Genomic DNA, 26026 nt, shown 5'->3' with positions numbered 1-26026 from the left:
CTCAATTCTTTTTCTCGTATACAAGGTACTCATAATCGTAAGGGTTTTTTTCATCTTTTACTCCCTGTTTGCGGGATGTCAATTCCCATTCAGCTTCATTAAATTCCGGAAAAAAACGGTCTCCTTCAAAGACATGGTGAATTTTTGTCATGTAGAGTCTGTCCGCATAAGGAAAGAGCGCACTGTACAGCTGGGCGCCGCCGATCACAAAGCATTCTTCATCTGCCGGGATCAGCTTGAGCACTTCCTCAGCCGAGTCGGCGGTAATACAGCCCGGGAATAAAGATTCGTCCCGTGAGGTTACAACGATGTTACGCCGATTCGGAAGCGGGCGTCCGATTGATTCAAACGTTTTCCGCCCCATTACAATGGTGTGGCCCGTCGTCACTTTTTTGAAATATGCGAGATCATCGGGAAGGTGCCAAGGCAGATCGTTATCTTTTCCGATCAGCCGGTTTTCATCCATCGCAAAAATAAACGAAATCATACGCTGACAGCTCCTTTTATGTGCGGATGCGGGTCATAATCCTCAATGATAAAGTCTTCAAACGTAAAATCAAAAATAGAATCAACATTTCGCGCAAACCGCAGTTTCGGCAGCGGACGGACATCCCTTGTCAGCTGCAAATTCACCTGCTCCACATGGTTTTGGTAAATGTGGACGTCTCCGAATGTATGAACAAACTCACCCGGTTCAAGCCCCGTCACATGCGCGATCATCATTGTTAAAAGCGCATAAGACGCAATATTAAACGGCACGCCGAGAAAGACATCCGCTGAGCGCTGATAAAGCTGACACGACAGTTTTCCGTCCGCGACATAAAACTGAAACAGGCAGTGGCAAGGCGGAAGCGCCATATGATCAATTTCGCCGACATTCCAGGCGCTGACGATTAAACGTCTGGAATTCGGGTTTGTCTTGATGTCATGAATCAGCCGGGAGATTTGATCGATGGTCTCGCCGTCCGCTCCGCGCCATGAACGCCATTGAGAACCGTAAACCGGTCCGAGCTCTCCGTTTTCATCCGCCCATTCGTTCCAGATGCGGACTCCGTTATCCTGAAGGTAGCGGACATTCGTATCTCCTTTTAAAAACCAAAGCAGCTCATGCGCGATGGATTTAAAATGGAGCTTTTTCGTCGTAAGCATCGGGAAACCTTCCTGAAGGTTAAACCGCATTTGGTAGCCGAACGTGCTGATCGTACCCGTTCCCGTACGGTCTCCTTTTTTTTCTCCGTTTTCTAACACATGACGGCACAAATCTTTATATTGTTTCATTTTTTTCATCCTTTTAAAGTAGTCTTTTAGTAGTGTAACACAATAAAAAATCATTTCTGCAAAATTTCTCAGAAATGATTTTTTTATTTCTTCTCGCTATTACACGCTCATCCAGTCAGGCGGCGTATTGCGGTCCCAGTAAATGCTGCCGAGCTCATGATGTGATTGAAATCCGTCTTCAGCGGTATGGTAATGAAAATTAAACCAGTAGCCGTCTTGCGGAGGATGATCCCGGCGGACGTGGAACCTTAAAAGATCTTCACCCGTCAGCCTGTTATACACATGAAAAATTTTTTCAGTTTTTCCGGCCGACGGTTTGCTGGAAATAACCACATCCTGATACGCTTCATCATCTTGAAACTTGGCTAAATGTCCTGTGATCACATCTTCGATTTTCGGCAGAATTTCACTTCTGTAATCATCTTCAATGACCGGAGAGATTTTGCTGCCGAATTTTAAAAATGATTGATTTTCAGCATCACCGAGAAGCTGCTGCTGATACGATTGAAACAGTAATTCAGGCTCCCGCCCTGCCTTCTCTTCTCCCGGCAGGGCGTGTTCATCATAAAAAGCGGTGTAATCATTCTGCTCAAGACTGCTCGACTGTCCTGAAGGCTTGTCTGTCATCAAAGCAGCCGGAGGAGACACGAGTCCGAACGTTACAATGGTAAACAGAACCACAAGGGTCTTTTTCATCCACAATTTCATGACAGATTGTTCCCCTCTGTTTTATTGTCCTCTTTTCCTTTATTTTAGCATAGATGAAAGCGCGGCGTCATGTCCGGCAGCGTATTATCATGCAATATGGGAAATTGGTAACTGTGACCGAGCGGATAAACCGCTTACAATAAGAAGGAGAAAAAGGAGGGGATGAGATGATTAACGCTTTATTTGCGACTGTATCACTTCTCACGCTGCTTTATTTTGTCGTTATGGAAATCACTGATTAACGAAAAAGAAGCCCAAGATATCATGAGCTCACATGGATGACACCAAAGTGGAAAAGCGCCGTCTTTCTTTTCAGCACCTTGAAGCCGTATCGTTCAAACCGCGGGCTTTTCCAATGGTCTTTAAGCACTACGCATTTTTTCGCCGCCCGGACGGCTTGCGTGATGCACTCTTCGTTAAAACCCTCTTCTGCCAGCGCGCGGAGTGGTGCAATGCCGTCTGACGTTTCAACAGGTTCGTGAAACATCGGGTCAAAATAAATGACATCTACCGATGAATCAGGAAGCTCCCGCAAATAATCGGCGCAGTCGGCATGTTTGACCTGAATGCGTTTCATGGCGGTTTGGAGCTGCTCCATTCCGGTTTCCCACGTTTGAAGTCCTGTTTCAACAAGCAATGAGACAAGCTTGTTTTTCTCCAGGCCGATGACTTGTCCGCTTTTTCCGACTGCCAGGCTTGCCAAAATCGCATCGGATGCCAGCCCGAGCGTACAATCTAAAAAGGAATCCCCTTCGCGTAATCCGGCTGCTTTTAACAACGGCTCGGCTTCCCCTCTCAAAAACCGCTTTGCGCGGAACATCGCTGTATTCGGGTGAAAAAAGAACTTCTCCCCTTGCTTCGTGTAAAGTTCGAACCGTTCCTTTCCGATGACTAAAAGATCGCTAGCCGCTCGTTCCAGCATTTTTTCAATGGGCTGTTTATTGCGGCTGCAGTAAGTGTCACCCAGCCTGACACTGAGTGACTGCGCTGTGTGTATCGTATATTCGCTTGGTCGGTAACTCGTTGTGATCATCTTTTTCTCCAAAAAGAAAATGCCCGGAATTCGGGCATTTCAGCAGTGCGCATCGAAGGCATCCGTCAGATTTTTCATAATTTCCTCCATGTCATGCCCTTCGATTTCGTGACGGGGAATAAAATGAACGACCTCTTTACCTTTTAACAGCGCCATTGATGGCGAGGAAGGTTCCTGCCCTGTAAAGTATTCACGCATTTTTGCAGTTGCGTCTTTATCTTGACCGGCAAATACGGTAACCGTATGATCAGGCGCTTTTTCATGCTGTAAAACAGCCTGAGTCGCAGCCGGACGGGCAAGACCGGCTGCACAGCCGCACACGGAGTTGACAACGACCAATGTCGTGCCCTCTGCCTGTTCCATAAAGCTTTCTACTTCTTCAGCAGTCGTTAATTCCTGAAAACCCGCACCCGTCAGCTCACGGCGCATCGGCACGACCAGCTGGCGCATATATTCTTCATAAGCCATTGACATAAAAAAGCCCCCTCTAAAATCCTTATATGAAGTCAAGGATACTATAGAGGGGGCCGGAATTCAATTGTTCAGGCCTCTGTTTTATATTTTCATGATTCCGCCCGTATTGGCGCTTGTTACGAGTTTGGAATACCGGGCCAGATATCCTGTTTTTACTTTCGGCTCGAAGCCTTTCCATTCGGCCTTGCGTTTTTCCCATTCTTCTTCAGGCACTTGTACGTCCAAAATCCGTTTTTCTATGTCAACGATGACATGGTCGCCGTTTTCTACGAATGCGAGCGGGCCGCCTTCAGCCGCTTCAGGCGATACGTGCCCGATTGAAAGGCCCCGGGACGCTCCTGAAAAACGGCCGTCTGTAATAAGCGCCACTTTCGGGCCAAGCCCCATTCCGACAATCTGAGACGTCGGAGCGAGCATCTCCGGCATGCCCGGGCCGCCCTTTGGCCCTTCATAACGGATAATGACAACATCTCCTTCTTTTACTTTGCGGTTTATAATGCCTTCAAGCGCGGCATCCTGGGAATCAAAGACGACAGCGGGGCCTTCATGTCTTGTAATCCCGTCCTGCACCCCGCCTGTTTTGATAATGGCGCCGTCCGGAGCCAGATTCCCAAACAGGACGGCCAAACCGCCTTTTTCGGTAAACGGATTGTCAAGCGGATGAATCACGTCATAATCCTTTACTTCATGACCCGCAATTGTTTCTCCGAGTGTGTGGCCTGTTACAGTCAGCGCGTCAAGATGAAGCGCCCCTTCTTTTTTCGCCAATTCATTAAGGGCAGCCGACACACCGCCCGCTTCGTGCAGATCTTCAATGAAGACGTCCGAGGCCGGCGCCAATTTCGATAAGTGAGGCACTCGTTCAGCCACTTCGTTAATGCGTTCTAAAGAGTACTCAACCCCAGCTTCATTGGCAAGCGCAAGCGTATGAAGCACTGTGTTGGTTGAGCCGCCGAGAGCCATGTCTAACGCAAACGCGTTGTCAATCGCTTTTTCGGTGACGATATCGCGCGGCTTAATGTCTTTTTTGATGGTCTCCATCAATTGGGCCGCTGATTTTCTCACAAACTCTCTTCTCTCCGGTGAAGTTGCTAGAATTGTTCCGTTGCCCGGAAGCGCCAGACCGAGCGCTTCAGACAGACAGTTCATGGAGTTTGCCGTAAACATGCCCGAACAAGATCCGCACGTCGGGCAGCCGAACTGTTCCAGCTCCTGCAGGTCGCTTTCACCGATTTTCCCGGCTTGATATGCGCCGACGCCTTCAAATACTGAAGAAAGCGAAATTTTGCGGCCGTCGCTTGTGCGGCCGGCTGCCATCGGCCCCCCGCTGACAAAAATGGTCGGAATATTAATCCGCATAGCCGCCATCAGCATTCCCGGCGTAATTTTGTCGCAGTTCGGAATGCAGACCATTCCGTCAAACCAGTGCGCCGAGACGACCGTTTCAACTGAATCGGCAATGATTTCGCGGCTCGGCAGCGAATATCTCATGCCGATATGCCCCATTGCGATTCCGTCATCTACTCCGATCGTGTTAAATTCAAAAGGCACACCGCCCGCTTCCCTGATTGCTTCTTTTACGATTTTTCCAAATTCCTGCAGGTGAACATGCCCGGGAACGATATCGATGTATGAATTACAGACCGCGATAAACGGCTTACCGAAGTCCTCTTCTTTTACGCCGGCAGCGCGAAGAAGGCTGCGGTGCGGCGCTCTGTCAATTCCCTGTGTGATCATGTTGCTGCGTAATTCTGCCATGGTGATCCCCCTACTGTTTTTAGACTGTGCACTATTTTTAAAATTTTCAGTTTATTCTAGGGCGCGTTCTGCAAATTTTACAGTGTCTTTGCCCTGTCTCGCTTTTCTATTCTTTCTGTATTTCGATAAAAACCCTCCAACAATTAATATTGTACTTACTATATAGAGTTTTGAATCATTTTTCAACAATATTCTAAATAATTTTTATAAAAAGTGAATTCAAATAAAAAAGGTGCATGGGCGCACCTTTTTGTTATAACTGTTCTTTTTTTCTGCTTTCAGTCATCTGTTTCCAGACTGAACCTTTCGCCTCTTCTCCGTGCTCAATCCGTTCAATCGCCATTTTGACTTGCAGGCTGACTTCGAATTCCGGATCGTCTTCCGCCGCTTTTAATGCTTCCAGCGCGCTTTCATCGCCGACCTCATATAAAAACATGGCCGCGCGCCAGCGCACGAGCTTGCTTGAGTCACTGAGCGATTTCGTCATGGCCGGGATGGCGCTCGCATCGCCAAGATCCGACAGACAGTCACCCGCCGTCCTTCTGACCGTCACCGTTTTGTCTTCAAGCGCTTTGTATAACAGCGGAAGCACAGACGGCTTTTCGATCATTCCCAAATAAACGACGGCTTGTCTTCTGATCGAAGTCTTCGGATCATACAGCGCCTTTTCCAATACTGGTAAATCGTCTTCATCCGGATCCATTTGCTCAAGATGGGCATAGCGCTGTTTCCAGTCTTCATCATCGAGCATGTCCAAAGTCACTTTATAAGCTTTCCGCTGCACTGCAGGTTTGGCCTCACCCTTTTGCTGTGCGGCTGCTTCTGTCAGGCGTTTGAGCCGCTCATCACTGTAGGCGGCCTGAAGCTCTTCTGTGACATCGTGTCCGATTTCGGTAAAATCCCCGAAGCGCACGCCTTGTTCTTTCCAAGCCCGCTCAAATACAACATTTGAAGCTTCGGAACGCAGCTTTAAGATGGCTTCTTGGAAACGTTCCGGAAGGCCGAAGCGCTCTTCACGTTCGCCGTCCGTCAATTTGACCTGCATCGGGATTCCGCTGAACATTTGTACGAAAACCTTCACTTCACCGAACGATTCCTGTTCAGAACGGCTCTCAGACTGCTCCGTATGTTCCATTCCGAAGGCGGAACGGACCTGAGGCAGAATTTCCTTCCAGTCAAAACGGGCGTTTCTCTCCACAGCCAGGAAATCGGCAACGTGATAAACGCCCTTTACTCCTTCAATGTTTAAAATATCACGTACGACAGCCGGAGCATCATCTGCCTGACCGGGCTTGTAATTGTTGCTTTTCCCTGCCGGAAGCTCTTCAGTCAAAATCACTTTCATCGTGTTCGGACTCGGCGTCGGTTCTATTGATTTAATCTTCATATTGGTCCTCCTATGCGCAATCTGACACTTATTCTAACATAGTCGGCACAAGCGTTCTATTGCGCCGCTTAGCTTTTGCAAATGCCGGCCTCTTTTTGGATACGGGCGGCGAACTGCAAAAGAAATTGATGCCGCTCCTCTGCTAAACCGGCCCCCGCTTTTGTATTCATTAAGCCTTTAAGCTTGATTAATTTATCCTCTATATGGGCCAGCACACTTGTTTGAGTTCCGTACATCGGGTGACCCTTCGCCCCGGCAAACATAAAAGCCCTGCCGATGCCCGCTGCGCCGATCGCATCAAGCATGTCTGCATCCTGAACAACTTTCCCCTCCAATGAAAGCGGCCGCTTTATCAGCAGTTCCCTGTGTCTGAATGACATTCTCGTGATAATATCCGCGATCTCCTGAATGGAGCCATCCGCAATGTTGAAAGCAGCCAGCCGTTCTGTCACTTCGCCTGCCGTCAGCCTTTCGCTTTTTTCGAGCTTGGCGTCAATCAGATCATGAACCAGCGCGGCCGTCTCAGTGATAAATAAGTCGGCGCCTTCTTCTTTTGCAATGTACACAGAAAGTGTTGCGACCCGGGAAATATGAAGCCAGTCATGGCCCGTTCGTTCATTGATAAGTTTCTCTGACCCAATTCCTGACGCTTTCCAGCTGCTCTTTTTCGTTCATCGTATCACCTCTTATCGGGCCAAAAGCCTCTGCACCGTATCTTCAAGCTCTTTTGGGTTGACGTTCGGTGAAAAACGCCCGGTGACTTCACCGTTTCGGTCCACGATAAACTTAGTGAAATTCCATTTGACCGCTTTTGTGCCGAGCATCCCCTTCGCCTGTTCCGTCAGATATGTGAAGAGAGGATGAGCGTCTGCTCCATTGACATCAACTTTCGCAAACATCGGGAATGTGACTCCGTAGTTTTTCACACAGAACTCTTGAATTTCCGCTTCGTTTCCAGGTTCTTGGTTCATGAATTGGTTGCAGGGAAATCCCAATATTTCAAGACCTTCCTCCCGATATGTATCATAGAGCTCCTGAAGCTGCTTGAGCTGGGATGTGAACCCGCATTTGCTTGCTGTATTCACAATGATCATCACCTTGCCTCTGTAAGCCGATAGCGTCATGTCTTCGCCTGTTATGGTCCGTACGTTTATATCGTAAATTGTCATCTGCGGCCCTCCTTTTTACATTCTTCATTTATTTTACCTGTTTTACACTGCAAAACAAACGGCAACCGCTTTTTCCTTCCACTTAACGGAAAACGTTTTTTTCGAGGAACCAAACGGCTCTTTACCCGTCATAATAAAGAGCCGCTCCGAATTTATGCCTATTTGCCGCTTTTATCCCCGTCATTATGCGTTAAATGCGGTTTATTACGCCGGGATGGATTGAAAAATGGCTTAAAAATTTCTATAATGAAGAAAATTAACGGGGAATAACGGAGGTGGCATGTTGCCTATTAATATACCAAATCACCTGCCCGCTAAGCAGGTGCTTGAAAGTGAACACATCTTTGTAATGGATGAAAGCCGGGCTTTTCATCAGGATATCCGGCCGCAGAAGATCGTGATTTTAAATCTGATGCCGAAAAAAATCCAAACGGAAACCCAGCTCCTCAGGATGCTTGGGAATTCACCTTTACAAGTTCACTTTACGTTCTTAATTCCGAGCACACATACTCCAAAAAATACGGCAAGGCAGCATCTGGATGAATTTTATACGGATTTTTCCAGCATCCGCCACAAACGGTTTGACGGAATGATTATTACCGGGGCTCCGATTGAGCACCTGCCGTTTGAAGATGTTTCTTACTGGGAAGAATTGAAGGAAATCATGGAATGGAGCAAAACGAATGTCACTTCAACCCTCCATATCTGCTGGGGCGCTCAAGCCGGTTTATACTATCATTACGGCATTGAGAAAGTGGAGCTGCCGAAAAAAATCTTCGGTGTGTTTGAGCATACCGTTCTTAAAAAACATGAGAGATTGGTAAGAGGATTTGACGAGCTATACTATGTGCCCCACTCACGGCATACAGATATTAATACGGAGCAGCTGCAATCGGCTTCGGATCTGGATGTGCTCAGCGTTTCAGAGGAAGCGGGGGTCTGTTTAATCGTTTCAAAAGACGAAAAACAGATTTTCTTAACGGGTCATCCGGAATATGATACCGATACGCTACTTCAGGAGTATGAGAGAGACATAGAGAGAAATCTTTCAAACGTAGAAGCTCCTAAGCACTATTTTGCGCCCGGCGGGAAAGAACCTGTTAACCGCTGGAAAGCTCATGCAACGTTATTGTTTATGAATTGGCTGAATTATTACGTATATCAGGAAACCCCGTATGAATGGGATTAATTTTTGTTTTGAGTGATACGGTGACAAAAATATGATAAAATACTCTTGATTCAGTATGCGTATAACAAAACTTTAAAATAATGGAACATATCAATTAAATTTAGTTTAAATATGTTGCCGCGCTTATTATAAAATGATGCACTTGTGTTATGTTTATCTATAGACAATAACTCCTTACGATGCATGAAGCTTGCTTGTTGTTGATTACATTGAGGTGAATTTACTTGAATACCAATAAAAAAGTATTAATTTTGACTGCAAATTACGGAAACGGGCATGTTCAAGTGGCCAAAACGCTCTACGAACAGTGTCTGCGTCTCGGCTTAGATGTGACGGTTTCCAATTTGTATCAAGAGTCAAATCCGATTGTTTCAGAGGTTACTCAATACCTTTATTTAAAAAGCTTCTCAATCGGGAAACAGTTTTATCGTTTGTTTTATTACGGAGTTGACAAAATCTATAATAAACGCAAATTCAATATTTATTTTAAAATGGGAAATAAACGTTTAGGCCAGCTCGTCGAAGAGCATAAGCCGGACATTATTATCAATACATTTCCGATGATTGTCGTACCGGAATACAGACGGAGAACCGGAAAAGTGATCCCGACGTTCAACGTTATGACCGATTTCTGCCTTCACAAAATCTGGGTTCATGAAAATGTTGATAAATATTATGTCGCCACAGATTACGTGAAGGAAAAACTGATTGAAATCGGCACTCACCCGAACAACGTAAAGATCACGGGCATTCCCATCAGGCCTCAATTCGAGGAATCGATGCCGAAAGAGCCGATTTATAAAAAATACAATCTCTCTCCCGACAAAAAAGTTCTTCTTATTATGGCGGGAGCGCATGGTGTGCTGAAAAACGTAAAAGAACTGTGCGAAAATCTCGTTCATGACGATCAGGTGCAGGTTGTGGTGGTATGCGGCAAAAACAGCTCGCTGAAAGAATCCCTCAGCAGCTTGGAAGGTGACAATGCCGACCGGCTGAAAGTTCTGGGCTATGTAGAAAGAATTGACGAGCTGTTCCGTATTACAGACTGCATGATCACGAAACCGGGCGGCATCACACTGACGGAAGCAACGGCGATCGGAGTACCCGTTATTTTGTACAAACCGGTTCCCGGACAGGAAAAAGAAAACGCCATTTTCTTTGAAGATCGCGGTGCGGCTGTCGTGGTCAACCGCCACGAAGAAATTTTAGAGTCGGTCACCTCCCTTCTTGCGGATGAGGAGAAGCTGAACCGGATGAAGGACAATATTAAAAGCCTTCACCTCCCCAACTCTTCTGAAGTCATTTTGCAGGACATTATAAAAGAATCTGAAATGATGGCCGGGAAGGCAGATATGGCATTATCGTAAAAGAAAAGCACACGAACGATTCGTGTGCTTTTTGTTTTTTTCCGGTTAAGCTTTGTGACTGGAAAAATAAAGATAAAAAATAGGGAGCGGCTGCTTGACGTCCGCTCCCATATGGTGTATAGTTGAACCATCATTTAACAACGTTTACATACGTACGGTTGGATGATGACAAAATTTTTTTTAGCACGAAGGTGCTACAGTACTAGGAGGAATTAAGCAATATGCAAAACGGTAAAGTAAAATGGTTCAATAACGAAAAAGGATTCGGCTTCATCGAAGTTGAAGGCGGAGACGACGTATTTGTTCACTTCACTGCTATCGAAGGAGAAGGATACAAATCATTAGAAGAAGGACAAGAAGTTTCTTTTGAAATTGTCGAAGGTAATCGTGGACCTCAAGCTTCTAATGTTGTAAAACTCTAAACTCAATACATGTTGATCAGATGACAAATAGAGGAGAGGCGTATGCCTCTCCTATTTGATTGCCGTCTGAATCTCAATTGCGACAAGATTCTGCTTGCAGCGCTGCTCGATTTCTTCAATTTGTTTCTCCATTGACGGCATTCCTTTTTTCGCCATTTTTGCTAAACTTCCCAAATCACCGTATATTTCTTTAAATGTCTGCTGAAGGATTGTTTTTAAATCATTATCATTCACGGCTGGTTTTTCCCTTCTCTCCCAAGATACCCTGAATAATAGTAAATAAGCCCTAATTAATCAGGTTCAATAGTTATATCGGCTTATTTTCTATATTTTTTTCTATTTTCCGTACATATTTCTAAAAAAAAATCTCCAAACTATTTGCGGAGGTGTTTTTTAATGGACTCTGAATTTTTTCCAAACGGACTGACGGATAAACGCCAGCTTGAATTAGCGGTGGAAACGGCCCAGAAAACAACGGGAGCGGCTACCCGGGGCCAAAATTCAACTTTGGTGGAATCTGCTTACCAGGCGATTCAGGATGCCAGAACAATGTCACAATCCAGTGAACTGCAAGCTCTCGACCAGGATTTTCTGCAAAAGCAGCGAATGCTTCTCGACGATTGCCAGCATCAGCTCGATGAATTCGAAAAATAAAACCGCAGAAGCTGCGGTTTTATTTTTTATTGATTTGTCAGCACCTTGCCGTAGGCTTTCAGCTTCTCCCCCACCGTGCATTGCTTGATGCAGAAAGAATGAGCGTGCGTTTTTCCAAACTCTTTGCGGAAATGCTTTTTTACGAAACAGTCTTTGCAATATTCATCCTGAAGCTCTGTCAATTCTTTATAAATGCTTTTTTTATCCAATATCAGTCATCTCCGTTACCTTCTAATGTTATACGGCTTTCAATCTGCCGGTCCGAGAGAATTTTTCTGGCAAGGTCATCCGCTTCTTGATTTTCCTTTCGGTTTACGGCTTCATATGTCGGTGTCAGCTTTAAGGATTCGAGCAGCGCTTCAATTTTATCCAGCCATTCGTTTTGCGTTTCATCATAACACGGCCAGCTGCCGTCAAGCTGATGTAAAACGACGAGGGAATCCCCTCTTATCGTGATTGAATTTCTGCTTGCGCCAAGTTCCTGCACTTCCTTAAGCGCTTCGTACAAAGCGGCATATTCCGCCTCATTGTTCGTCTGAAGCGTTAAGCTTTTGTTTTTTCGTATGCGGTGCCGCTTGCCGCCGAGAGAATAATACACGACAATTCCGAGTCCGGCGCGTCCGCTTGTTTTGTCAAAGCCGCCGTCGAAATACACTGTAATGTCGTCAGGTTCGTGCGCAAGCTCTTCAGTAAGCTTTTCTAATTCTTTAAGCGTCCAGCTCGCGCCTTTTTCATCCTCAAAATAAATGTCTTTTATATAAGGAAAGCGGCTGACTTCTCTTGCAAGCATGCGCGCTTTCGGAACGGTCAGCCAATCTTCGGAAAAAAACGCGACAGGGCCTGTTCCTTTTGCTTCTATTTCGATATACGGCTTAAGATTCATTGAAATCACCTTACCATTCATTAGTTGACGGGCGTGTGCTATAATCAAACCATTCTCAAATTGAAAGGAAGTCAGCAGGTTTTGTTTAACGATGTGTTATGGATCTTATTTGCGGTCATTCATTTTATCATTGTTCTTCTGTTTTATAAAGGATTTGGCAAAACGGGCCTATTCGTATGGATCGGTTTCGCCACGGTGTGCGCCAACTTGCAGGTTGTCAAAACAGTCGAGCTGTTCGGGCTTACGGCGACACTGGGAAATATCATGTACGGCACCGTTTTCTTCGCAACGGATGTGCTGAATGAAAAATACGGTCCCAGGGAAGCGCGCAAAGCCGTCTGGCTCGGGTTTTCCACTCTGCTCGCTTTGACATGCGCCATGCAGGGGGCTCTTTTATATAAACCGGCTGCATCAGATATCGCACAGCCTGCCCTTGAGACGATTTTCGGTTTTCTGCCGCGTGTTGCGCTCGGAAGCCTCTTGGCTTTTATTTTCAGCCAAACGATAGATGTTTATGTATATTCAGCCATTCGGAGAATCTTTCCTTCAGACAGGCTTCTCTGGCTCAGAAACAGCGGAAGCACGGCGCTCAGCCAGCTGCTGGATACATTTATCTTCACTGCCGTGGCCTTTATCGGCGTTTATTCCGCGGGAGTATGGTTCAGCATCTTCATTTCAACTTACCTGATTAAATTTGCGGTATCACTCATTTCTGTCCCTTATGCGTATGCGGCAAAACGAATGACACCGAATGGAGAGTGACGGATGATGCCCGCTGAAATTTATGTAGACGGTGCAAGCGCCGGAAACCCGGGCCCGTCCGGTATCGGTATTTTTATTAAACATGACGGGAAAACAGAATCTTTCTCAATTCCGATCGGCGACCAATCAAATCAGGAAGCTGAATTTCTCGCTTTAATTGAAGGAATGAAGCTGTGTGCCGCCCGCGGATTTGAGTCCGTGTCATTCCGGACGGATTCGGATATCGTGGAGCGGGCCGCAGATCTTGAAGCGGTTAAAAACAAGGCTTTCCAGCCGTTTGTTGACGAAATCATCCGCTTAAAGGCCGAATTTCCATTGTTTTTCATTAAGTGGATTCCCGGCAGACAAAACCAAACAGCCGATCAGCTCGCAAAAAAAGCGATTCGGCTGAATAAATAACCGGAATGAAATTGCGTCTCACTGTTCATCCTACAAATGAGGTGAATAGCTATGAGAAAAGAAAATAAAGGCCGGCTGACCGGGGGCGTGAATCCTCAGGGAAATATGGAAGGAAATGCGCATAAAGACCCGAAATCAGCCCTTGAAAACAACGCAAAAAAAAGCAATACAAAACGCTAGAGGGATCAGCTGATCTCTCTGGCGTTCAGCTTTTCGAGCATCCTTTCAATTCCTTTTATCTGATGACGTCTGAGCATTAATGCCGCCTCTTCCATCTTTAATGAAAAAAGCGCTTCTTCAAGCGTACAGACTAACGGCACCTCGCAATGTATTTCAGCAAGCTGCCTTGACAGCTCCAATTCTTTCAAGCTTTGCTGAATTTTCGTTTGCTGGCCCTTCGGCAAGAGAGCGAGGCTTTCTAATAAGCTGTCTATGTTTTGATATTCACGGATCAGCTTGTACGCCGTTTTTTCCCCGATCCCTTTAACGCCGGGATAGTTATCGCTCGTGTCTCCCATCAGCGCCTTAATGTCAATCAGCGCTTTTGGCGGAACTCCCGTTTCTTCTCTGAATATCTCATCTGTATATACCTTATAATTGCCGATACCCTTTTGCAGCAGCGCTACTTGAACTTGATGATTCAGCAATTGAAGCAGATCTTTATCACCCGTTACAATCGTAATTTCCGCTTCCCCGGAAAATAGGGCAGAAAGCGTACCGATACAGTCATCCGCCTCATAGCCTTTTATGCCGATGTTTAAAAAACCGAGCTCTCGCGCTGCTTCTTTCGCTAGATCAAATTGCGGAATCAGCTCTAGCGGCGGTTCGCTTCTGTTGGCCTTATAATCTTGAAACAAATCATTGCGGTACGTTTTGCTTCCCATATCCCAGCAGCAGACGACATGTGTGGGCTGAAACGTATCAACCGCCGTAATTAGATGCTTTAAAAAACCGTTGACTCCGTTTGTGGGAATTCCGTTTTCATTTATCATAAAATTGCGATGAACGGCCGTCGCGAAAAACGAGCGGAACAAAAGCGCCATGCCGTCAACGAGCAGTAATTTGTTATTCATATATCGAAACTCCTTTTTTATTCAATGTTCCTATTTTACCAAAGAAGGCGGTAAAAAAACAGCATCCCCCCATTTGGAAGATGCTGCCGTCACGTTACTCACCGTGTCTTTTATTGCTTGCCATCAGCTTTTCAGCTTCACGGCCGGCATAAGAATCAAATTTCTGTCCGAAGCCGTTTTTCTTTTTGGCATTGTTATTCTGCTGAGCATTTCTGTTTCCCAGTTTTGTTCTGCCCATGGTCATATCCCCCTTTAGAGAAGATACGGATAGTATGTACAGCAAGCGCTGATGACACACGCGGCAGGTTCATCCATTACTGTCTGCTGACGAATTCTTTCACCATCTCTTCACTTACGAATCGTCTTTGCGGCACGATGCCCTTTTTCGCCAGCTGGTTCATTTTTGCGGTGATGCCATTGATGGCATCTGTCGTGAACGGTTTATTCTGTCTGCATTTTACAATGGCTTCTTCAATGGCCTGTTCACGCTCATAATCAAGCTGTACAAATGTTTTGACGTGCTGATGCTGTTTTGCGGAATGTGCTGAAATTGCTTTATGGACTTCTGACATAAAAGGTTTCATCTCGCTTTTTTTCATTTTAGTCTACCATGACTGTTATCTGCCCGCCAACCGGATTTTTAAATTTTCAGCATTTCATCTTTCTTTTTCCATGCTTTTTCGGCTTCGTAAAGGTGTTCAATTTCCCTTGCACTCGTATTTTCCGCAAGACCTTGTAAATAAGTGTCCCGCTGCTCGCGGATCTGGGACAGGCTTTTATCCGCCATGTCTTCTTGCAGACGGCGCACCTGCTCAGCATATCGCTCTGAAAGGCTTTCTTTCTCCTGCTCAAGCCACTTTTCTGTCACTTTTTGCAGGCTGAGCCTGAGCCCTTCTACAAACGCTGCTTTTCCGTTCTGTTCAAAAAACTGCTTCGGTGATTTAACTTCCTTTACGTGATGTGAGAATGCCGAGACGTCAATGACCGGAGCGACCTCTTTCAGCTGAACGGCAAATTCGTTTTCACCGCTCACATAAATGGAGAAATTTCCGTCTTCCATAAGCTTCTTCTGACAGTTTTCCATCCATTCCTCAGTCATATGACGCTCAATAAAACCGGTCATCCGGATATCGAGCGTTTTCAGCTCTTGAATATATTCAAAACGGAATTCCTTGAGCGCTTCATTCAGCGCCGCTGATATATTTTGTTTCCAATCACCGTTTTGAAGACCCGGATGGAAGGCGGTTTTCAGCATATCATTCGCATAAAACGTCAGGCGATGTTTAATGTGATAGAGCTGTTCTTTCGTATCTTTCATCACTTTTCGAATGATGACCTCAGACGTACGGCGCTTTGAAATGTCAGCGAGAGCTTTTTCATAGGAAGACTCCAGACGCTGTTTCTTTTTCTCTTTTTCTTCTGCCGACTGGTGAAGAGATTCGTGAAGCTGTTCCACCATATCGCACAATTTGCCCGCCTCTGTTTTCAGCTGGGCGCAGCTGGCCCTCATTACATCTTCCTCAATAAAGTGCTCAAGCCCGGTTCTTACATCAGAGAACCTGTTATAAAAAGCTTCTTTTTTACCCGCAAGCTCTTCTTTACTTGAAACATGATATAATTTCGGCCGGTTAATTCCCTCTTTTGAGAGTTCTGAGCGGACATAGTCTTTGACGGTTTCCAGCTCGCTTTCGGTTTTGGCCAGATCGGCGGCGTTAATGACAAAAAACATTTTATCCATGCCGAATGATTCTTTGACGAGGCCGAGTTTCTTCAGAAAAGACCTGTCTCCTTTTGAAAAAGAATGCTGATAGTACGTCATATAAAAGAACGCGTCAGCATCTTTTATATATTGAAAGGCAAGTTCCGTATGGCGCTTGTTTATACTGCTTGCTCCCGGCGTATCAACAATGGTGATGCCTTTTTGCGTGAGAGGCGAATCATAATACACGGTGACTTCTTTTACGCAGCAGGCCGTTTTTTCTTCGGCTGCGTACGGTTTTAAACCTTCAACCGGCACCGTCAGTGTCAGCCTTTGACGGATCTGTTCTTCATACGCATCAAACGCCTGCAGCATCGTCTGAATCACCGGGATGAGTTCATCCGGAATTTTTCCCTTTTTAATGGCATAATTCCATCTCTCTTTCAGTGAACGCCCCTTTACATCAGCGTCTTTCAGCTCAGTCAGCTGAAGCATTTCAGCGTCCAGCTCCTCCTCCGTTTTAAAAACGATCTCCGCAGATTTATGCGGTTTGCCGTCTTGCGGTTTCGTTATTTTGTTGATCGTAGCCGTTGTGGGCGTCGGTGATGACGGAAGCACGTATTCACCGACAAGCGCATTTGCAAATGATGATTTACCGGAACTGAATCCGCCGAATAACGCCAAGGTAAACTGGCGGTTTTCAAGCCGCTCAATCCTGCTTCGAAAGGCTTCTGCCTGTTTTCCTAAAATGCTTGAGGATTCAAGAATCCCGGCAAGCTCATAGAACCGATCAGTCTGCTCTTTTATAGGAAGTTCCTTCATCGCATTTTTTTCGGGCTTGCTTACTTCATGCTGTACAGCCTCTTTTGGTTTCTCTTTTTGGACGGGCGCTTTCGCAAGGCGTTTTTTTCGCGTATACCAGTCGCCGCTTCCCGTATCACAGGTCAATTCTTCTTCCCACAAAGCGCGGACGCGGGCTGCTTTTTCCAAGGCATTGCGTTCTTCTTTTGCCGATTGCGCGAGCTCATCCCTTATTTTCTTTTCTTTTTCGAGCCGGTTTTTCAAGTTCTCAATGAGCGGTCCGTTTTTTGTCTGAACATAAGCGGTCAGCTCCTCAATGAGTTCCGCTGTCTGTCTTTTGGCTTCCCTTCTGATCATTTCAGCGAGGTCTTTCGTATAAGTTAATACATATTCAGATGAAAAGGCCGCTCCCTGCTTAAGGGCCTGAGCGGTGATATCATCAGAAAGCGGTGTGCGGTACGCCTGGATTTTCTTGATCAGTTCGTCCGAATCCGCTTCATGCCGCTTGGCCGCTTTCGTAAATGTGTCGATAATATGCCAATCCGCTTCCCCTTCCGTTCTTTTTTTAATATCGGCAAAAAATTCAGCATGCCTTCTTTCTTTTTCCGAAGCCGTTTTCGCTTTTGAAAAGAATAATCCGGTTTTAAATGATGGCTGCTGTGATTCAATATAAGCAGATGCAAGCTCCCTCATCTCAAAGGGTGTCAGATTAGCGTTTTGCAATATGTTCTGCACGTCTTTTCTGATGTCTTTCTCTGCTATTTCAGCCTGTTGAACGGCTTTTTTAAGCTCATCTTCAACAGAACGGACAAGTGCTTCTTGTTTGTCAAACTGCTCTCCGCTGCCGTTTTTATCATCTTTTACGAGCATCTCTGTATGCTCTTTGACTAAGTGTGCAACTTTTCTCTCCGTTAAGGACCATAAATTTGTTTTTGCCTGCTGTTTCAGCTTCTGCAGATGTTTTTTCAGCTGTTCCATGCCGTTTAAAGGATGGTCAGGCTCAGTGACAGACGTAAAGAAAAGCGATTCTTTCGGTATTCCTGCGCCTTCAAGCATATCTTCCACCTGCCTGCGGTACTCTTCAAACTTCGTTTCGGTTTCATCATGCCTATCAATTTGGTTGACGATCAGAAACAAATTCGGAATACGGTCTTTGATGGAGCTGAGAAACAGCATATTTTCTTCTGAATGAACGTGATTATAATGAACGACGTAAAATAAAGCGTCAGCCTGATGGAGAACCGAAGCGGCAGATAAAAAATGCGCTTCGTCCGTCGAATCAATTCCCGGTGTGTCAATGTAGGCCGCATAAGGCTCTGACTCCTTAAAGCCGGCATAGACTTCCACCGTCTCAATTTGCTCACCGTCTTTACAGAATTGCTGCACTTGTTCTTTATCGTAACTTCCTTTGATCTCTGCATAAGCCCCGTCCGTCGTATGAAGCACGACTTTATCTGCACCGTGCCGGATGACGACGAGGTTGGCGCTTGTGGGAATCGGGCTTGTCGGCAGTATGTCTTCACCGAGCAATGTGTTTAATAAAGAGGACTTTCCGGCCGAATAATGCCCGGTAAACGCGATATAAACCTCTTCATCAGCCGCTTTTTTCATAATGGCCGCGAGCTGATCGGCCCGTTTTTCATCCTGATGATCCAAAAATTGTGCGTATAAGGCACCCGTTCTGCTGAAAATCTCCCTGTTATGGCGTTCTTCTTCTGTCATGTGTCTTTACCCCTTTGTGTCTGTCGCATCAAATGACGTTTTTCATTTTTAGAAAGCTCTGAAAAAAACCTCTCCCCCATTTTACACAAGAATGGCTCACTTTTCTTCAGGAAACGCAAAAAAGCCGCCGATATCGGCAGCTGATAAAGAAAAAACACCCGCGGCAGGAAAAACCGCAGATGTTTAAGAAGACATCGATTTATTCGAAACTTTTTTCAATACGAAACCAATTAAAACACTGTATGTACAAACGGCTGCAAATAAAAATAACATTGTCATTTTCGGCACCACCTTGAATGAGAATCATTTTCATATTTACATCTTATCATGAGTGAGAATGATTTTCAATCTCTATTTTGCGGTGTTTTCTTCTAGCGCTTTCTCTTCGGCGCGAATCCTCACAGTGAGCATGCAGGCATTGAGAATCGAAAAGAGAAACAGTGTCCAATACGCTCCGTATAACAGCGGCAGAAAAATAAATTCTAAGATGACGACCGCGTAGTTCGGGTGCTTCATCCACCTGTACGGCCCCTTTCTGACAAGCTCCGCATCCGGCACGACAAGGATTTTCGTATTCCAATACCGCCCTAATGATAATAGAGCCCAATACCTGATCCCCTGTACAAATAAAATAATACATATAATGGCGGCCCACCTTGGAGAAAGCGTTTTTTGAAACGCCGCCACCTCAGCTGTAAGAGAGACGAAAAAGAGCACGTGCATCAGGACGAGAAAGGGATAATGTCCTTCTCCGTATTCGACTGCGCCTTGCTTTTTCACCTTTTGCTCATTGCGCCGGGCCACGATCATCTCCGCAATCCGCTGGGCCGCAACCAGCATGATAAACAGCCAAAACATTAAGAAGCCCCCTTTTCCCAGCTGAACAGCAAAAGCTCAGACGAAAATCCCGGCCCGAGAGCGCCGATCAGCCCTTTTTCGTTTTCTTTCTGCCGTCCGTTGAGCAACTGTTCTTTTATCACATGAAAAATAGTTGCGGAAGACATGTTCCCGTGTTTTTGCAGCACCTTCCGAGATGCCGCAAGCTGCCCGGTGCCCATTGAAAGACTCGTTAAATAGGCGTCAATGACCTTTTTCCCGCCTGGATGGGCAAGAAAGGTTTTAATGTCGTGAGTACTGACACCATATTCAAATAAAAATTCATCAACATTGTCCTTCAGCCACTGTGAAACCAGGGTGGGAATGTCTCTTGAAAAAATGACTTGAAAACCGCTGTCGGTGAATTCCCAGCCCATCACATCTTCCGCATCCGGCATCATCACCGATTGAGTGGCGAATATCCGCGGAAGAAGCGGCTGTTTGACGTCGTTTCGGTTCGCCTTTTCTCCTCCCATTAGTACTGCGGCAATCCCGTCCGCAAACAGGGAAGTTCCGATTAAGTTGCTTTTTGACTTGTCGTTCGGCTGAAACGTTAAGCTGCAGAGTTCAGCCGCGATGACAAGCACGTATGCTTCAGGATACGCGCGGCAGTATTCGTACGCCCTGGACAGGCCGGCCGCTCCGCCCGCGCATCCTAAGCCCCAGATCGGTATCCGTTTTGTTTTCGCAGAAAACGGAAGCTGATTCATCACTTTCGCTTCAATGCTGGGTGTCGAAAGCCCGGTGCTGGAAATAAAAAAGATCGCATCCACTTTTTCATATGGAAAGGGATTTGTTAAACAATCCGGGTTTGTTAAACAATCAAGTGCCGCATCCGCACTGTGCTTGACGGTTTCTTCCGTATACAGCCGGTTTTTTTCTGAAAAACCCCGTGCCGTTTTATACCATTCAATCGGCCGGACAAACTGCCTTGATTCAATTTCGCCGTTTTGAAAGGCTTTTAACAGCCGATCAATATCCTTAAATGAATCGGCAAACATCCCTCTCGCAAAATCCGCCGCCGTTTCTTGCGAGACATGATACTTCGGAATGCTCGTTCCGACAGATAACACATATGCCATGCCCATCACCTCTTTACATAAAGGTTTCCGCTTTTTTCCTGAATGTATGCATAAGTTTGAATCGAGGATTTCACTGACATGCCATTTTAATAGGAAATTGGCCCTTTTGAATAAGAAACCGTTCGGCTATACTTGATCCATTCATAAAAAAGGTTGTGATTGGGATGCTGACACCTGTCATTCTTAAAGGGTCACTCGTTCAGTTAGAGCTGCTGACGATTGATCACTCTCAGGCACTTTGCGAAGCAGCTTCAGAAAATAGGACGACTTATGCTTACACCCATGTCCCTGACGGAATCGAAGAAACAAAGCGTTATATTGAGCGTGCGCTTTCCGATTATGAAAAAGGACTTGCATTGCCTTTTGCAGTACGGAGTCTTGAAACAGACCGAATCGTCGGAAGCACGCGGTTTATGGTTGCGGAAGTGTTTACGCGGCCGGCGGACGCAGCTCCGGAAGTGTGTGAGATCGGCAGCACATGGTATGCCTCTGCCGTGCAGCGGACCGGTGTCAATACGGAATGTAAACTTCTGATGCTGACTCATGCGTTTGACGTGTGGCAAGCTGTCAGGGTGACGCTGAAAACCGACGTTCGCAACCAGCGCTCACGGACTGCGATTTTGCGGATCGGAGCCCAATTTGAAGGGATCCCCCGCGCACACATTCCGGCTGTCGACGGCGGTCTCAGAGATACCGCCTACTACTCCATCCTTCGGGAGGAATGGCCTTATATCCGGCAAAACCTTTCTGGCCGGCTCGCAGCATATAACTGAAAAACCTGCCGATATACGGCAGGTTTTTTCACATATTCGGATCATATACGTATAAATTGAGATCGATCCGTCCGTCTGACGTGACCGCTACCCCCTCAGCTTCAAGAGACAGCTTCTGTACAGAAAACATCTCTTCGTCTCTCAATCCGATTTCGCCCTTTGCATTGATGACCCTGTGCCAAGGAAGACGATGCTTTTTACTCATGGAGTGAAGAATCCTCACAACCTGCCTCGCTCCCCGCGGACTTCCCGCAAGACCGGCAATTTGACCATACGTCATCACTTTTCCTTCAGGAATCTGTTTGATAATGGCTACCGCCCGTTCCGTAAATGTCATGCAACTCCTCATTTCGACTAAAAATGATTTCCCTAGTATCATACAACAGTTTTGACGTCATATGATGATGCCTTACTCTGGAGGCTTAAAATAAGATGGTACAAGTTAATAAAACTCATGGGGGAAAATACTTTCTTATATTCACAAAAAGTTAACATAAGTTTATATGGACAAATTTTACATACAGTTATATAATACAGTTGTATCAAATAAAAAAAGGGAGTGTTTTAAATGAAATTTAAAAAAGTTTTAACCGGTTCAGCTCTATCACTTGCTTTACTTGTTTCTGCTGCTCCTGCTTTTGCAGCAAGCCCGGCTGCAGATGGCGGGAGTCATAAAACTGCAGCTCCTCAGGCAGTGTTAAAAACTATATACATCAATGCTAATACACGTGGAGAACTTCTTAATGTAACAGTATTTGCTGGAGTTAAATACTATTTAAAAGATGCCAAGCAGAACAGTGATGGTACATGGACTGGTGAATACCAAGGTTGGTTTTAAGATTATCTAAGGGATAAGAGATTTTTCTCTCATCCCTTTTTTCATAGTTGTTTTCCCTACTAACCTCCTAAAAACCACGATCAGCGAAGAGCGTTGTGCGGCGATCCTAAGCAACCGTATGTCAAGCTCTGTCTCAGCAGCAGACCGTTGTTCTCAATGCATTTTAGCAGGATGTCTCAGTATGCATCCTTTTTTGTTCCCAACCATGCCGCTTTTCCTATGACTTAATTATGTTAATTGACAACTCGTATTTCTTGGCAAGGTTCTTCTATTTCATGCCTTACGCACTCCTTGCACTCCTTACACTCCTTGGTGTGCTTTTCAGCCACCAATATTCACCGCCGCCTCTTGTATTGGAGATTCCGAAATGAATTCACCCTCGCAGAATAGTTTCTCCAGTTAGAAAAACACCTAAAATGAATAAAATTAAATGTAAGGGCAATAATTCTTCGTGAGCAAGTACCCCATAAAACCTCTTACTTGCTCTTTTATTTTTGATAAAACACAATCCAAGGTGATAACATGAGATTTGCTTGGGAAGAATTAATTATAATTGCATTCGGAATGATTTTACTGAGAATTTCAGGGAGAAAATCCATTGCACAAATGACCATCGCACAGACAATGGTGATGATTTCAATCGGTACGATTATCGTTCATCCCATTTTAGAAACCAGTTTATTGAAAACATTAATCGCTGCGTCTAGCCTTTTTAGCGCTTTGATTTTGATGGAATGGTTTCAAGTAAAAGTAAACTGGATTGAATTTTTTTAACCGGAAAATCTAAATTCGTTATAGAAGACGGCCAACTCAATATAGAAAACTTAAAGAAGCTGAGACTGACAGCAGATCAACTCGAAATGCGTTTAAGACTTCTTGGCATTTCAAATATAAACACAATTAAATATGCCACTTTAGAAGCTAATGGACAATTAGGCTACGAATTAAAAGATGACTGTAAGCCTTTAACCATCAAAGATATTAAAAATGTGATCGATCCAAAATGTCATAACAAAGAGCCTCAGCCTCAAAAAGATGATCAAGCCAATCTATTCGAGGAAATCAAAAAACACCAGACTCAGCACAAGCCAAAAAATCTTGAATAATTCGCTGATTAGTAAAGCCTTTTGTTATTCAAAACCGAAGCCGAATCATTTTTTACCGAAACCGGTTTACAAGAAACAAAAAAAGCATCTGAAGCAGATGCCTTTTTTAAATTGATATTGCGACATGAAAAAGAGTCGGCACCCCCCGTAATTTTCCGACGAGGTCCTTGTATGCGCCTGAATATGCTTTTCAGCCGCCTATCCCCACCGCCGGCCTTAGCATAATGTTAATCAGTTTGTTTTTATAAAATCATTGATTAATTGATCAGTCGTTAATATTGTGGCAAATTCATTATGCAACGTGGCCAGAGATATATTGTGAATAGTCTCTGCATCATAATATGTTTCATTTTGGTCTCTCATTCCGAAGGCTGCTGTTGCATCTGAAATCAGGTATGTATCAAATCCTAAATTACCGCTCATCCTTGTGGTTGTTGAAACACAGTGCGGCGTAGTCAAGCCAGTGATTACGACAGTTGTTATATCATTTGCTTTTAAAAGCTCTTCTAGATTAGTCCCAATAAAGCTGCTGTTTACTTTCTTGGTTATAATGACTTCTTTATCCATAGGTTTAACGATTTCCTTTATAGCAACCCCCTCATTTTTTGGATAAAATAAAGAACCAGGTTTATCAGAAATATGTTGTATGTATATGACTGTCCATCCTTTTTCTCTCCATAATTTCAGTATTTTGCTGATATTTTCTTCCGCCTTTACGTTATTTCGGTCTCCCCACTTTTTATCATCAAAGGCTTTTTGTACATCCACAATGATTAAAGCTTTTTTCTTTTCTGCCATCAGATAACCTCCTATATTGAAAATTCGCATTTATAACATTTTAAATAAAGATTTTACTTTTGTACAATTGTTTCAGTGTTAAATTTCATATCGCACCTTCCCCGTTGGAAAAGCGCTGGAATAGCTAAAGCAAACACTGACTCAAAGGCTGCAGCTCACCAGAAGCCAGCAATATTCAACTCTTTTTCTCTATATACTTATCAATATTCTGAAATAAGCCGCAACAGTGAATGAAAGCATCGCTCCTATCGCCATCCACTCCCCTAACTACATTCACGCTCACAAAATATTAACAAAAAAACCCTTGGTTATTTTTGTATTGTATGTAATAATACAAGTGTATTAAAAAACAAAGGAGTGTTCAAAATGAAATTAAAAAAAGTTTTAACTGGTTCTGCCTTGTCTCTCGCTTTACTCGTTTCCGCTGCCCCTGCTTTTGCATCTAGCCCTGGCAATACAAATAGCGACTCAACTCAAACAAAAATTTCGACACAAGCGACCAAAGATTCTTTTACAATGGATTACCTTCATAGATGGGATATCCCAAGTACAACTGTTAAGAATGGTGTTACATATTACCTTAAGAAAGTAGAGATAATCGAAGGGTTCTATCGCGCAACTTTTGAAGGATGGATTAATTAAAAGAAGGGGCTTTCCCTTCTTTTCACTCTCATTTGTAAGGATCCGTGCACAAGATACTCGTTCACGTACATATAGTTCGGGACGGTTTTTCGGCAAAAAAGGCGGATGCCTCATCACTCAATTTGTTTCTTTTCAAACAATGAAAATAATAAATGAAAGAGGATGCCTCGCAAAAAGTTCAGCAAACTTTCGGAAGCATCCTCGATCTGGATAAAATAAGATGTTATTTTAAAGAAAACGGATAACTAACCCTCTTGAACCCTTGTCACATCAAGGGTTTTTTTCGTTTTAGGAATCATATTATAAATAAGTTGTTCACTTACCGCACACTTTCATAACGTGTTATTTCCCTTTAAATTCAAGCTTTTGAGCACTTTCTAAGCAGAAACAAATTCACGCATTTTCATCCTTGGATGTGATTTTTGTTATTTTTGTGTTATTTTTTTCGAAATATAAATCATTAATCATCATACGGCCGGTACTTCTTCCGACCAGCTTCCAGTTCTTTTTTTTGTGCCTCAACATGGCTCAGAAGAAATAAACTCACTGTTCCTACTTTCTTAACCGGATTCAATTTCCCAGAGCTCACAAGAGCACTCAAACGCTGCCTCGTGACACCGAGCAATTCTCCGGTTTCCGCTGCAGTCAGTACTTCTTTTTGAATGAACTGTATCTTTTCATTTTCTGTCATGTCTGTTCTCTCTCCAAATCAGAATAAAACCTTTTAGTATGGTGACGATCGCAGCCATATATAAGATGACAACTGCAATCTTCCCCAATGTTCCAGCTGTTTCAAAATCAATTGCAACAATACCCACTAATATAATAAACAACGTCGTCATATCTAATGTATTGTAGTGCTTTAAATATTTTTTCATATCATCGTGGACGTGATATAATGTAGGAGCAAGGGGATTACTCCCCTTGTCTTACTATGTTTTAGCGCTTCTTGCTTGTCCGGCGGGAGCGCTTTTTTCTGTTCTTCTCTCGCTTCTCGCTTTCCTTCTGCCAAATATCATAAATATTTTTGACAATGGTTACGATTCCAGCGATGATAAGAACTATGTTTCTGATCTCGTCCACTTTAGCACCTCCTTTCGATACTTTTATTATACCAAACCTATTTACAACAG

Annotated in this window: 32 protein-coding genes and 3 pseudogenes; 12 read left to right on the top strand and 23 right to left on the bottom strand. The window is 44.5% G+C overall.

Annotation, left to right across the window (positions count from 1 at the left end; translation table 11 throughout):
- Position 1 precedes the first annotated feature (1 nt).
- The 9 genes and pseudogenes from AC3WTF_RS03250 to AC3WTF_RS03210 form a co-directional block, all read right to left on the bottom strand.
- The gene (locus AC3WTF_RS03250; RefSeq protein ID WP_007409527.1) at positions 2-487 is read right to left on the bottom strand and encodes a dihydrofolate reductase; all 486 of its coding nucleotides are present in this window, start codon (positions 485-487) and stop codon (positions 2-4) included.
- Positions 484-1278: a thymidylate synthase gene (locus AC3WTF_RS03245; protein ID WP_015417677.1), complete on the bottom strand. Its 795-nt coding sequence runs from the start codon at positions 1276-1278 to the stop codon at positions 484-486. The genes AC3WTF_RS03250 and AC3WTF_RS03245 overlap by 4 nt, the downstream gene beginning before the upstream one ends.
- 99 nt (positions 1279-1377) lie before the next feature.
- The gene (locus tag AC3WTF_RS03240; RefSeq protein ID WP_007409526.1) at positions 1378-1986 is read right to left on the bottom strand and encodes a YpjP family protein; all 609 of its coding nucleotides are present in this window, start codon (positions 1984-1986) and stop codon (positions 1378-1380) included.
- Positions 1987-2248: 262 nt separating this feature from the next.
- Entirely contained in the window at positions 2249-3019 is a 771-nt protein-coding gene (locus tag AC3WTF_RS03235; protein WP_007409525.1) for a class I SAM-dependent methyltransferase, read from the bottom strand.
- A 39-nt stretch (positions 3020-3058) separates the two neighbouring features.
- On the bottom strand, positions 3059-3493 hold the full coding sequence (locus tag AC3WTF_RS03230) for a BrxA/BrxB family bacilliredoxin (protein WP_003153619.1): 435 nt from the start codon (positions 3491-3493) through the stop codon (positions 3059-3061).
- Positions 3494-3574: 81 nt separating this feature from the next.
- On the bottom strand, positions 3575-5251 hold the full coding sequence (gene ilvD / locus AC3WTF_RS03225; RefSeq protein ID WP_042635284.1) for a dihydroxy-acid dehydratase: 1677 nt from the start codon (positions 5249-5251) through the stop codon (positions 3575-3577).
- A gap of 253 nt (positions 5252-5504) precedes the next feature.
- Positions 5505-6638 (bottom strand): conserved virulence factor C family protein, encoded by a 1134-nt coding sequence (locus AC3WTF_RS03220; RefSeq protein ID WP_007409523.1) that lies wholly within the window; start codon positions 6636-6638, stop codon positions 5505-5507.
- Between the two features lie 68 nt (positions 6639-6706).
- Positions 6707-7313, bottom strand: a pseudogene (locus AC3WTF_RS03215) (HD domain-containing protein).
- Between the two features lie 11 nt (positions 7314-7324).
- Positions 7325-7807 (bottom strand): glutathione peroxidase, encoded by a 483-nt coding sequence (locus AC3WTF_RS03210; protein ID WP_007409521.1) that lies wholly within the window; start codon positions 7805-7807, stop codon positions 7325-7327.
- Positions 7808-8090: 283 nt separating this feature from the next.
- On the opposite strand from AC3WTF_RS03210, the gene metA reads away from it, so the two are divergent.
- From metA to cspD, 4 genes and pseudogenes are all read left to right on the top strand, one after another.
- A complete protein-coding gene (metA, locus tag AC3WTF_RS03205; protein ID WP_003153608.1) occupies positions 8091-8996 on the top strand; it encodes a homoserine O-acetyltransferase MetA in 906 nt (301 codons plus the stop codon).
- A gap of 224 nt (positions 8997-9220) precedes the next feature.
- Positions 9221-10363, top strand: coding sequence for a diglucosyl diacylglycerol synthase (locus AC3WTF_RS03200; RefSeq protein WP_007409520.1), 1143 nt, complete (start codon positions 9221-9223; stop codon positions 10361-10363).
- Between the two features lie 94 nt (positions 10364-10457).
- Positions 10458-10569, top strand: a pseudogene (locus AC3WTF_RS03195) (hypothetical protein); the annotation flags it as partial.
- Between the two features lie 15 nt (positions 10570-10584).
- On the top strand, positions 10585-10785 hold the full coding sequence (gene cspD / locus AC3WTF_RS03190; RefSeq protein WP_003153604.1) for a cold-shock protein CspD: 201 nt from the start codon (positions 10585-10587) through the stop codon (positions 10783-10785).
- A gap of 51 nt (positions 10786-10836) precedes the next feature.
- Here the strand turns inward: cspD and AC3WTF_RS03185 are convergent, their stop codons facing one another.
- Entirely contained in the window at positions 10837-11019 is a 183-nt protein-coding gene (locus AC3WTF_RS03185; RefSeq protein ID WP_020955965.1) for a hypothetical protein, read from the bottom strand.
- A 162-nt stretch (positions 11020-11181) separates the two neighbouring features.
- On the opposite strand from AC3WTF_RS03185, the gene AC3WTF_RS03180 reads away from it, so the two are divergent.
- Positions 11182-11439: a DUF2564 family protein gene (locus AC3WTF_RS03180; RefSeq protein ID WP_007409519.1), complete on the top strand. Its 258-nt coding sequence runs from the start codon at positions 11182-11184 to the stop codon at positions 11437-11439.
- Positions 11440-11465: 26 nt separating this feature from the next.
- Here the strand turns inward: AC3WTF_RS03180 and AC3WTF_RS03175 are convergent, their stop codons facing one another.
- On the bottom strand, positions 11466-11648 hold the full coding sequence (locus tag AC3WTF_RS03175; protein WP_033574700.1) for a zinc-finger domain-containing protein: 183 nt from the start codon (positions 11646-11648) through the stop codon (positions 11466-11468).
- A gap of 2 nt (positions 11649-11650) precedes the next feature.
- A complete protein-coding gene (locus AC3WTF_RS03170) occupies positions 11651-12322 on the bottom strand; it encodes a ribonuclease H family protein (protein WP_014418166.1) in 672 nt (223 codons plus the stop codon).
- Between the two features lie 81 nt (positions 12323-12403).
- Here AC3WTF_RS03170 and AC3WTF_RS03165 point away from each other — a divergent pair, with 81 nt between their 5' ends.
- Genes AC3WTF_RS03165 through sspL form a run of 3 tightly spaced genes read left to right on the top strand, consistent with a single transcriptional unit; the run spans position 12404 to position 13663 of the window.
- Positions 12404-13084: a queuosine precursor transporter gene (locus tag AC3WTF_RS03165; RefSeq protein WP_012117815.1), complete on the top strand. Its 681-nt coding sequence runs from the start codon at positions 12404-12406 to the stop codon at positions 13082-13084.
- 6 nt (positions 13085-13090) lie between these two features.
- Positions 13091-13483 (top strand): reverse transcriptase-like protein, encoded by a 393-nt coding sequence (locus AC3WTF_RS03160; RefSeq protein ID WP_039255083.1) that lies wholly within the window; start codon positions 13091-13093, stop codon positions 13481-13483.
- A gap of 51 nt (positions 13484-13534) precedes the next feature.
- On the top strand, positions 13535-13663 hold the full coding sequence (gene sspL, locus AC3WTF_RS03155; RefSeq protein WP_003153575.1) for a small, acid-soluble spore protein L: 129 nt from the start codon (positions 13535-13537) through the stop codon (positions 13661-13663).
- Positions 13664-13668: 5 nt separating this feature from the next.
- Here sspL and AC3WTF_RS03150 read toward each other — a convergent pair whose 3' ends face one another.
- The 7 genes from AC3WTF_RS03150 to AC3WTF_RS03120 all read right to left on the bottom strand — a co-directional run bounded on the left by AC3WTF_RS03150 (position 13669) and on the right by AC3WTF_RS03120 (position 20736).
- Complete coding sequence (locus AC3WTF_RS03150; RefSeq protein WP_020955969.1) at positions 13669-14556, bottom strand: 5'-3' exonuclease; 888 nt, start codon at positions 14554-14556, stop codon at positions 13669-13671.
- 94 nt (positions 14557-14650) lie between these two features.
- Positions 14651-14794: a hypothetical protein gene (locus AC3WTF_RS03145; protein WP_003153570.1), complete on the bottom strand. Its 144-nt coding sequence runs from the start codon at positions 14792-14794 to the stop codon at positions 14651-14653.
- A 76-nt stretch (positions 14795-14870) separates the two neighbouring features.
- Positions 14871-15128 carry a YpbS family protein gene (locus tag AC3WTF_RS03140; RefSeq protein WP_012117818.1) on the bottom strand — a complete coding sequence of 86 codons (258 nt, stop codon included), beginning with the start codon at positions 15126-15128 and terminating at the stop codon, positions 14871-14873.
- 68 nt (positions 15129-15196) lie between these two features.
- Entirely contained in the window at positions 15197-18778 is a 3582-nt protein-coding gene (dynA, locus tag AC3WTF_RS03135) for a dynamin GTPase (RefSeq protein WP_047935845.1), read from the bottom strand.
- A gap of 183 nt (positions 18779-18961) precedes the next feature.
- Complete coding sequence (fbpC, locus tag AC3WTF_RS03130) at positions 18962-19057, bottom strand: Fur-regulated basic protein FbpC (protein WP_025284905.1); 96 nt, start codon at positions 19055-19057, stop codon at positions 18962-18964.
- A gap of 72 nt (positions 19058-19129) precedes the next feature.
- Positions 19130-19636, bottom strand: a complete 507-nt coding sequence (locus tag AC3WTF_RS03125; protein WP_032866277.1) for an isoprenylcysteine carboxyl methyltransferase family protein — start codon at positions 19634-19636, stop codon at positions 19130-19132.
- A complete protein-coding gene (locus tag AC3WTF_RS03120) occupies positions 19636-20736 on the bottom strand; it encodes a type III polyketide synthase (protein ID WP_032866278.1) in 1101 nt (366 codons plus the stop codon). The genes AC3WTF_RS03125 and AC3WTF_RS03120 overlap by 1 nt, the downstream gene beginning before the upstream one ends.
- Positions 20737-20900: 164 nt before the next feature.
- On the opposite strand from AC3WTF_RS03120, the gene AC3WTF_RS03115 reads away from it, so the two are divergent.
- Positions 20901-21509, top strand: a complete 609-nt coding sequence (locus AC3WTF_RS03115; RefSeq protein WP_047935847.1) for a GNAT family N-acetyltransferase — start codon at positions 20901-20903, stop codon at positions 21507-21509.
- Positions 21510-21537: 28 nt separating this feature from the next.
- Here AC3WTF_RS03115 and AC3WTF_RS03110 read toward each other — a convergent pair whose 3' ends face one another.
- Complete coding sequence (locus AC3WTF_RS03110) at positions 21538-21846, bottom strand: MGMT family protein (protein ID WP_020955974.1); 309 nt, start codon at positions 21844-21846, stop codon at positions 21538-21540.
- A gap of 231 nt (positions 21847-22077) precedes the next feature.
- On the opposite strand from AC3WTF_RS03110, the gene AC3WTF_RS03105 reads away from it, so the two are divergent.
- Together AC3WTF_RS03105 and AC3WTF_RS03100 are read left to right on the top strand one after the other, a co-directional pair.
- Positions 22078-22347, top strand: coding sequence for a hypothetical protein (locus AC3WTF_RS03105; protein ID WP_015240073.1), 270 nt, complete (start codon positions 22078-22080; stop codon positions 22345-22347).
- Positions 22348-22869: 522 nt separating this feature from the next.
- Positions 22870-23453 (top strand): annotated as a pseudogene (locus tag AC3WTF_RS03100) (DUF421 domain-containing protein).
- Positions 23454-23684: 231 nt separating this feature from the next.
- Here the strand turns inward: AC3WTF_RS03100 and AC3WTF_RS03095 are convergent.
- Positions 23685-24251: a cysteine hydrolase family protein gene (locus tag AC3WTF_RS03095; RefSeq protein ID WP_047935849.1), complete on the bottom strand. Its 567-nt coding sequence runs from the start codon at positions 24249-24251 to the stop codon at positions 23685-23687.
- A 366-nt stretch (positions 24252-24617) separates the two neighbouring features.
- Between AC3WTF_RS03095 and AC3WTF_RS03090 the strand changes: the two genes are divergently transcribed.
- Entirely contained in the window at positions 24618-24893 is a 276-nt protein-coding gene (locus AC3WTF_RS03090) for a hypothetical protein (RefSeq protein ID WP_047935851.1), read from the top strand.
- Between the two features lie 460 nt (positions 24894-25353).
- On the opposite strand, the gene AC3WTF_RS03085 is transcribed toward AC3WTF_RS03090, so the two are convergent.
- Both AC3WTF_RS03085 and AC3WTF_RS03080 read right to left on the bottom strand, forming a co-directional pair.
- Positions 25354-25584 carry a MerR family transcriptional regulator gene (locus tag AC3WTF_RS03085; protein WP_032863647.1) on the bottom strand — a complete coding sequence of 77 codons (231 nt, stop codon included), beginning with the start codon at positions 25582-25584 and terminating at the stop codon, positions 25354-25356.
- 248 nt (positions 25585-25832) lie between these two features.
- On the bottom strand, positions 25833-25976 hold the full coding sequence (locus tag AC3WTF_RS03080; RefSeq protein WP_162918044.1) for a hypothetical protein: 144 nt from the start codon (positions 25974-25976) through the stop codon (positions 25833-25835).
- Positions 25977-26026 lie beyond the last annotated feature (50 nt).

The sequence above is a fragment of the Bacillus sp. EB106-06-01-XG163 genome (genome assembly GCF_058791615.1).
Note: the sequence above shows the minus strand (reverse complement) of the source record. Positions and strands in the feature narration are given on the sequence as shown.

What these genes read in the sequence shown, in the direction of transcription:
- AC3WTF_RS03090 (WP_047935851.1), top strand. Translation starts at nt 24,618, where the DNA reads ATGAAATTAAAAAAAGTTTTAACTGGTTCTGCCTTGTCTCTCGCTTTA.
- fbpC (WP_025284905.1), bottom strand. Translation starts at nt 19,057, where the DNA reads ATGACAATGTTATTTTTATTTGCAGCCGTTTGTACATACAGTGTTTTA.
- AC3WTF_RS03125 (WP_032866277.1), bottom strand. Translation starts at nt 19,636, where the DNA reads ATGTTTTGGCTGTTTATCATGCTGGTTGCGGCCCAGCGGATTGCGGAG.
- AC3WTF_RS03150 (WP_020955969.1), bottom strand. Translation starts at nt 14,556, where the DNA reads ATGAATAACAAATTACTGCTCGTTGACGGCATGGCGCTTTTGTTCCGC.
- AC3WTF_RS03180 (WP_007409519.1), top strand. Translation starts at nt 11,182, where the DNA reads ATGGACTCTGAATTTTTTCCAAACGGACTGACGGATAAACGCCAGCTT.
- AC3WTF_RS03245 (WP_015417677.1), bottom strand. Translation starts at nt 1,278, where the DNA reads ATGAAACAATATAAAGATTTGTGCCGTCATGTGTTAGAAAACGGAGAA.
- AC3WTF_RS03220 (WP_007409523.1), bottom strand. Translation starts at nt 6,638, where the DNA reads ATGAAGATTAAATCAATAGAACCGACGCCGAGTCCGAACACGATGAAA.
- AC3WTF_RS03250 (WP_007409527.1), bottom strand. Translation starts at nt 487, where the DNA reads ATGATTTCGTTTATTTTTGCGATGGATGAAAACCGGCTGATCGGAAAA.
- AC3WTF_RS03240 (WP_007409526.1), bottom strand. Translation starts at nt 1,986, where the DNA reads ATGAAATTGTGGATGAAAAAGACCCTTGTGGTTCTGTTTACCATTGTA.
- AC3WTF_RS03085 (WP_032863647.1), bottom strand. Translation starts at nt 25,584, where the DNA reads ATGACAGAAAATGAAAAGATACAGTTCATTCAAAAAGAAGTACTGACT.
- AC3WTF_RS03110 (WP_020955974.1), bottom strand. Translation starts at nt 21,846, where the DNA reads ATGACATTTACGGAACGGGCGGTAGCCATTATCAAACAGATTCCTGAA.
- cspD (WP_003153604.1), top strand. Translation starts at nt 10,585, where the DNA reads ATGCAAAACGGTAAAGTAAAATGGTTCAATAACGAAAAAGGATTCGGC.
- sspL (WP_003153575.1), top strand. Translation starts at nt 13,535, where the DNA reads ATGAGAAAAGAAAATAAAGGCCGGCTGACCGGGGGCGTGAATCCTCAG.
- AC3WTF_RS03105 (WP_015240073.1), top strand. Translation starts at nt 22,078, where the DNA reads ATGAAATTTAAAAAAGTTTTAACCGGTTCAGCTCTATCACTTGCTTTA.
- AC3WTF_RS03095 (WP_047935849.1), bottom strand. Translation starts at nt 24,251, where the DNA reads ATGGCAGAAAAGAAAAAAGCTTTAATCATTGTGGATGTACAAAAAGCC.
- AC3WTF_RS03115 (WP_047935847.1), top strand. Translation starts at nt 20,901, where the DNA reads ATGCTGACACCTGTCATTCTTAAAGGGTCACTCGTTCAGTTAGAGCTG.
- dynA (WP_047935845.1), bottom strand. Translation starts at nt 18,778, where the DNA reads ATGACAGAAGAAGAACGCCATAACAGGGAGATTTTCAGCAGAACGGGT.
- AC3WTF_RS03120 (WP_032866278.1), bottom strand. Translation starts at nt 20,736, where the DNA reads ATGGCATATGTGTTATCTGTCGGAACGAGCATTCCGAAGTATCATGTC.
- ilvD (WP_042635284.1), bottom strand. Translation starts at nt 5,251, where the DNA reads ATGGCAGAATTACGCAGCAACATGATCACACAGGGAATTGACAGAGCG.
- AC3WTF_RS03145 (WP_003153570.1), bottom strand. Translation starts at nt 14,794, where the DNA reads ATGGGCAGAACAAAACTGGGAAACAGAAATGCTCAGCAGAATAACAAT.
- AC3WTF_RS03170 (WP_014418166.1), bottom strand. Translation starts at nt 12,322, where the DNA reads ATGAATCTTAAGCCGTATATCGAAATAGAAGCAAAAGGAACAGGCCCT.
- AC3WTF_RS03210 (WP_007409521.1), bottom strand. Translation starts at nt 7,807, where the DNA reads ATGACAATTTACGATATAAACGTACGGACCATAACAGGCGAAGACATG.
- AC3WTF_RS03140 (WP_012117818.1), bottom strand. Translation starts at nt 15,128, where the DNA reads ATGTCAGAAGTCCATAAAGCAATTTCAGCACATTCCGCAAAACAGCAT.
- AC3WTF_RS03235 (WP_007409525.1), bottom strand. Translation starts at nt 3,019, where the DNA reads ATGATCACAACGAGTTACCGACCAAGCGAATATACGATACACACAGCG.
- AC3WTF_RS03230 (WP_003153619.1), bottom strand. Translation starts at nt 3,493, where the DNA reads ATGTCAATGGCTTATGAAGAATATATGCGCCAGCTGGTCGTGCCGATG.
- AC3WTF_RS03160 (WP_039255083.1), top strand. Translation starts at nt 13,091, where the DNA reads ATGCCCGCTGAAATTTATGTAGACGGTGCAAGCGCCGGAAACCCGGGC.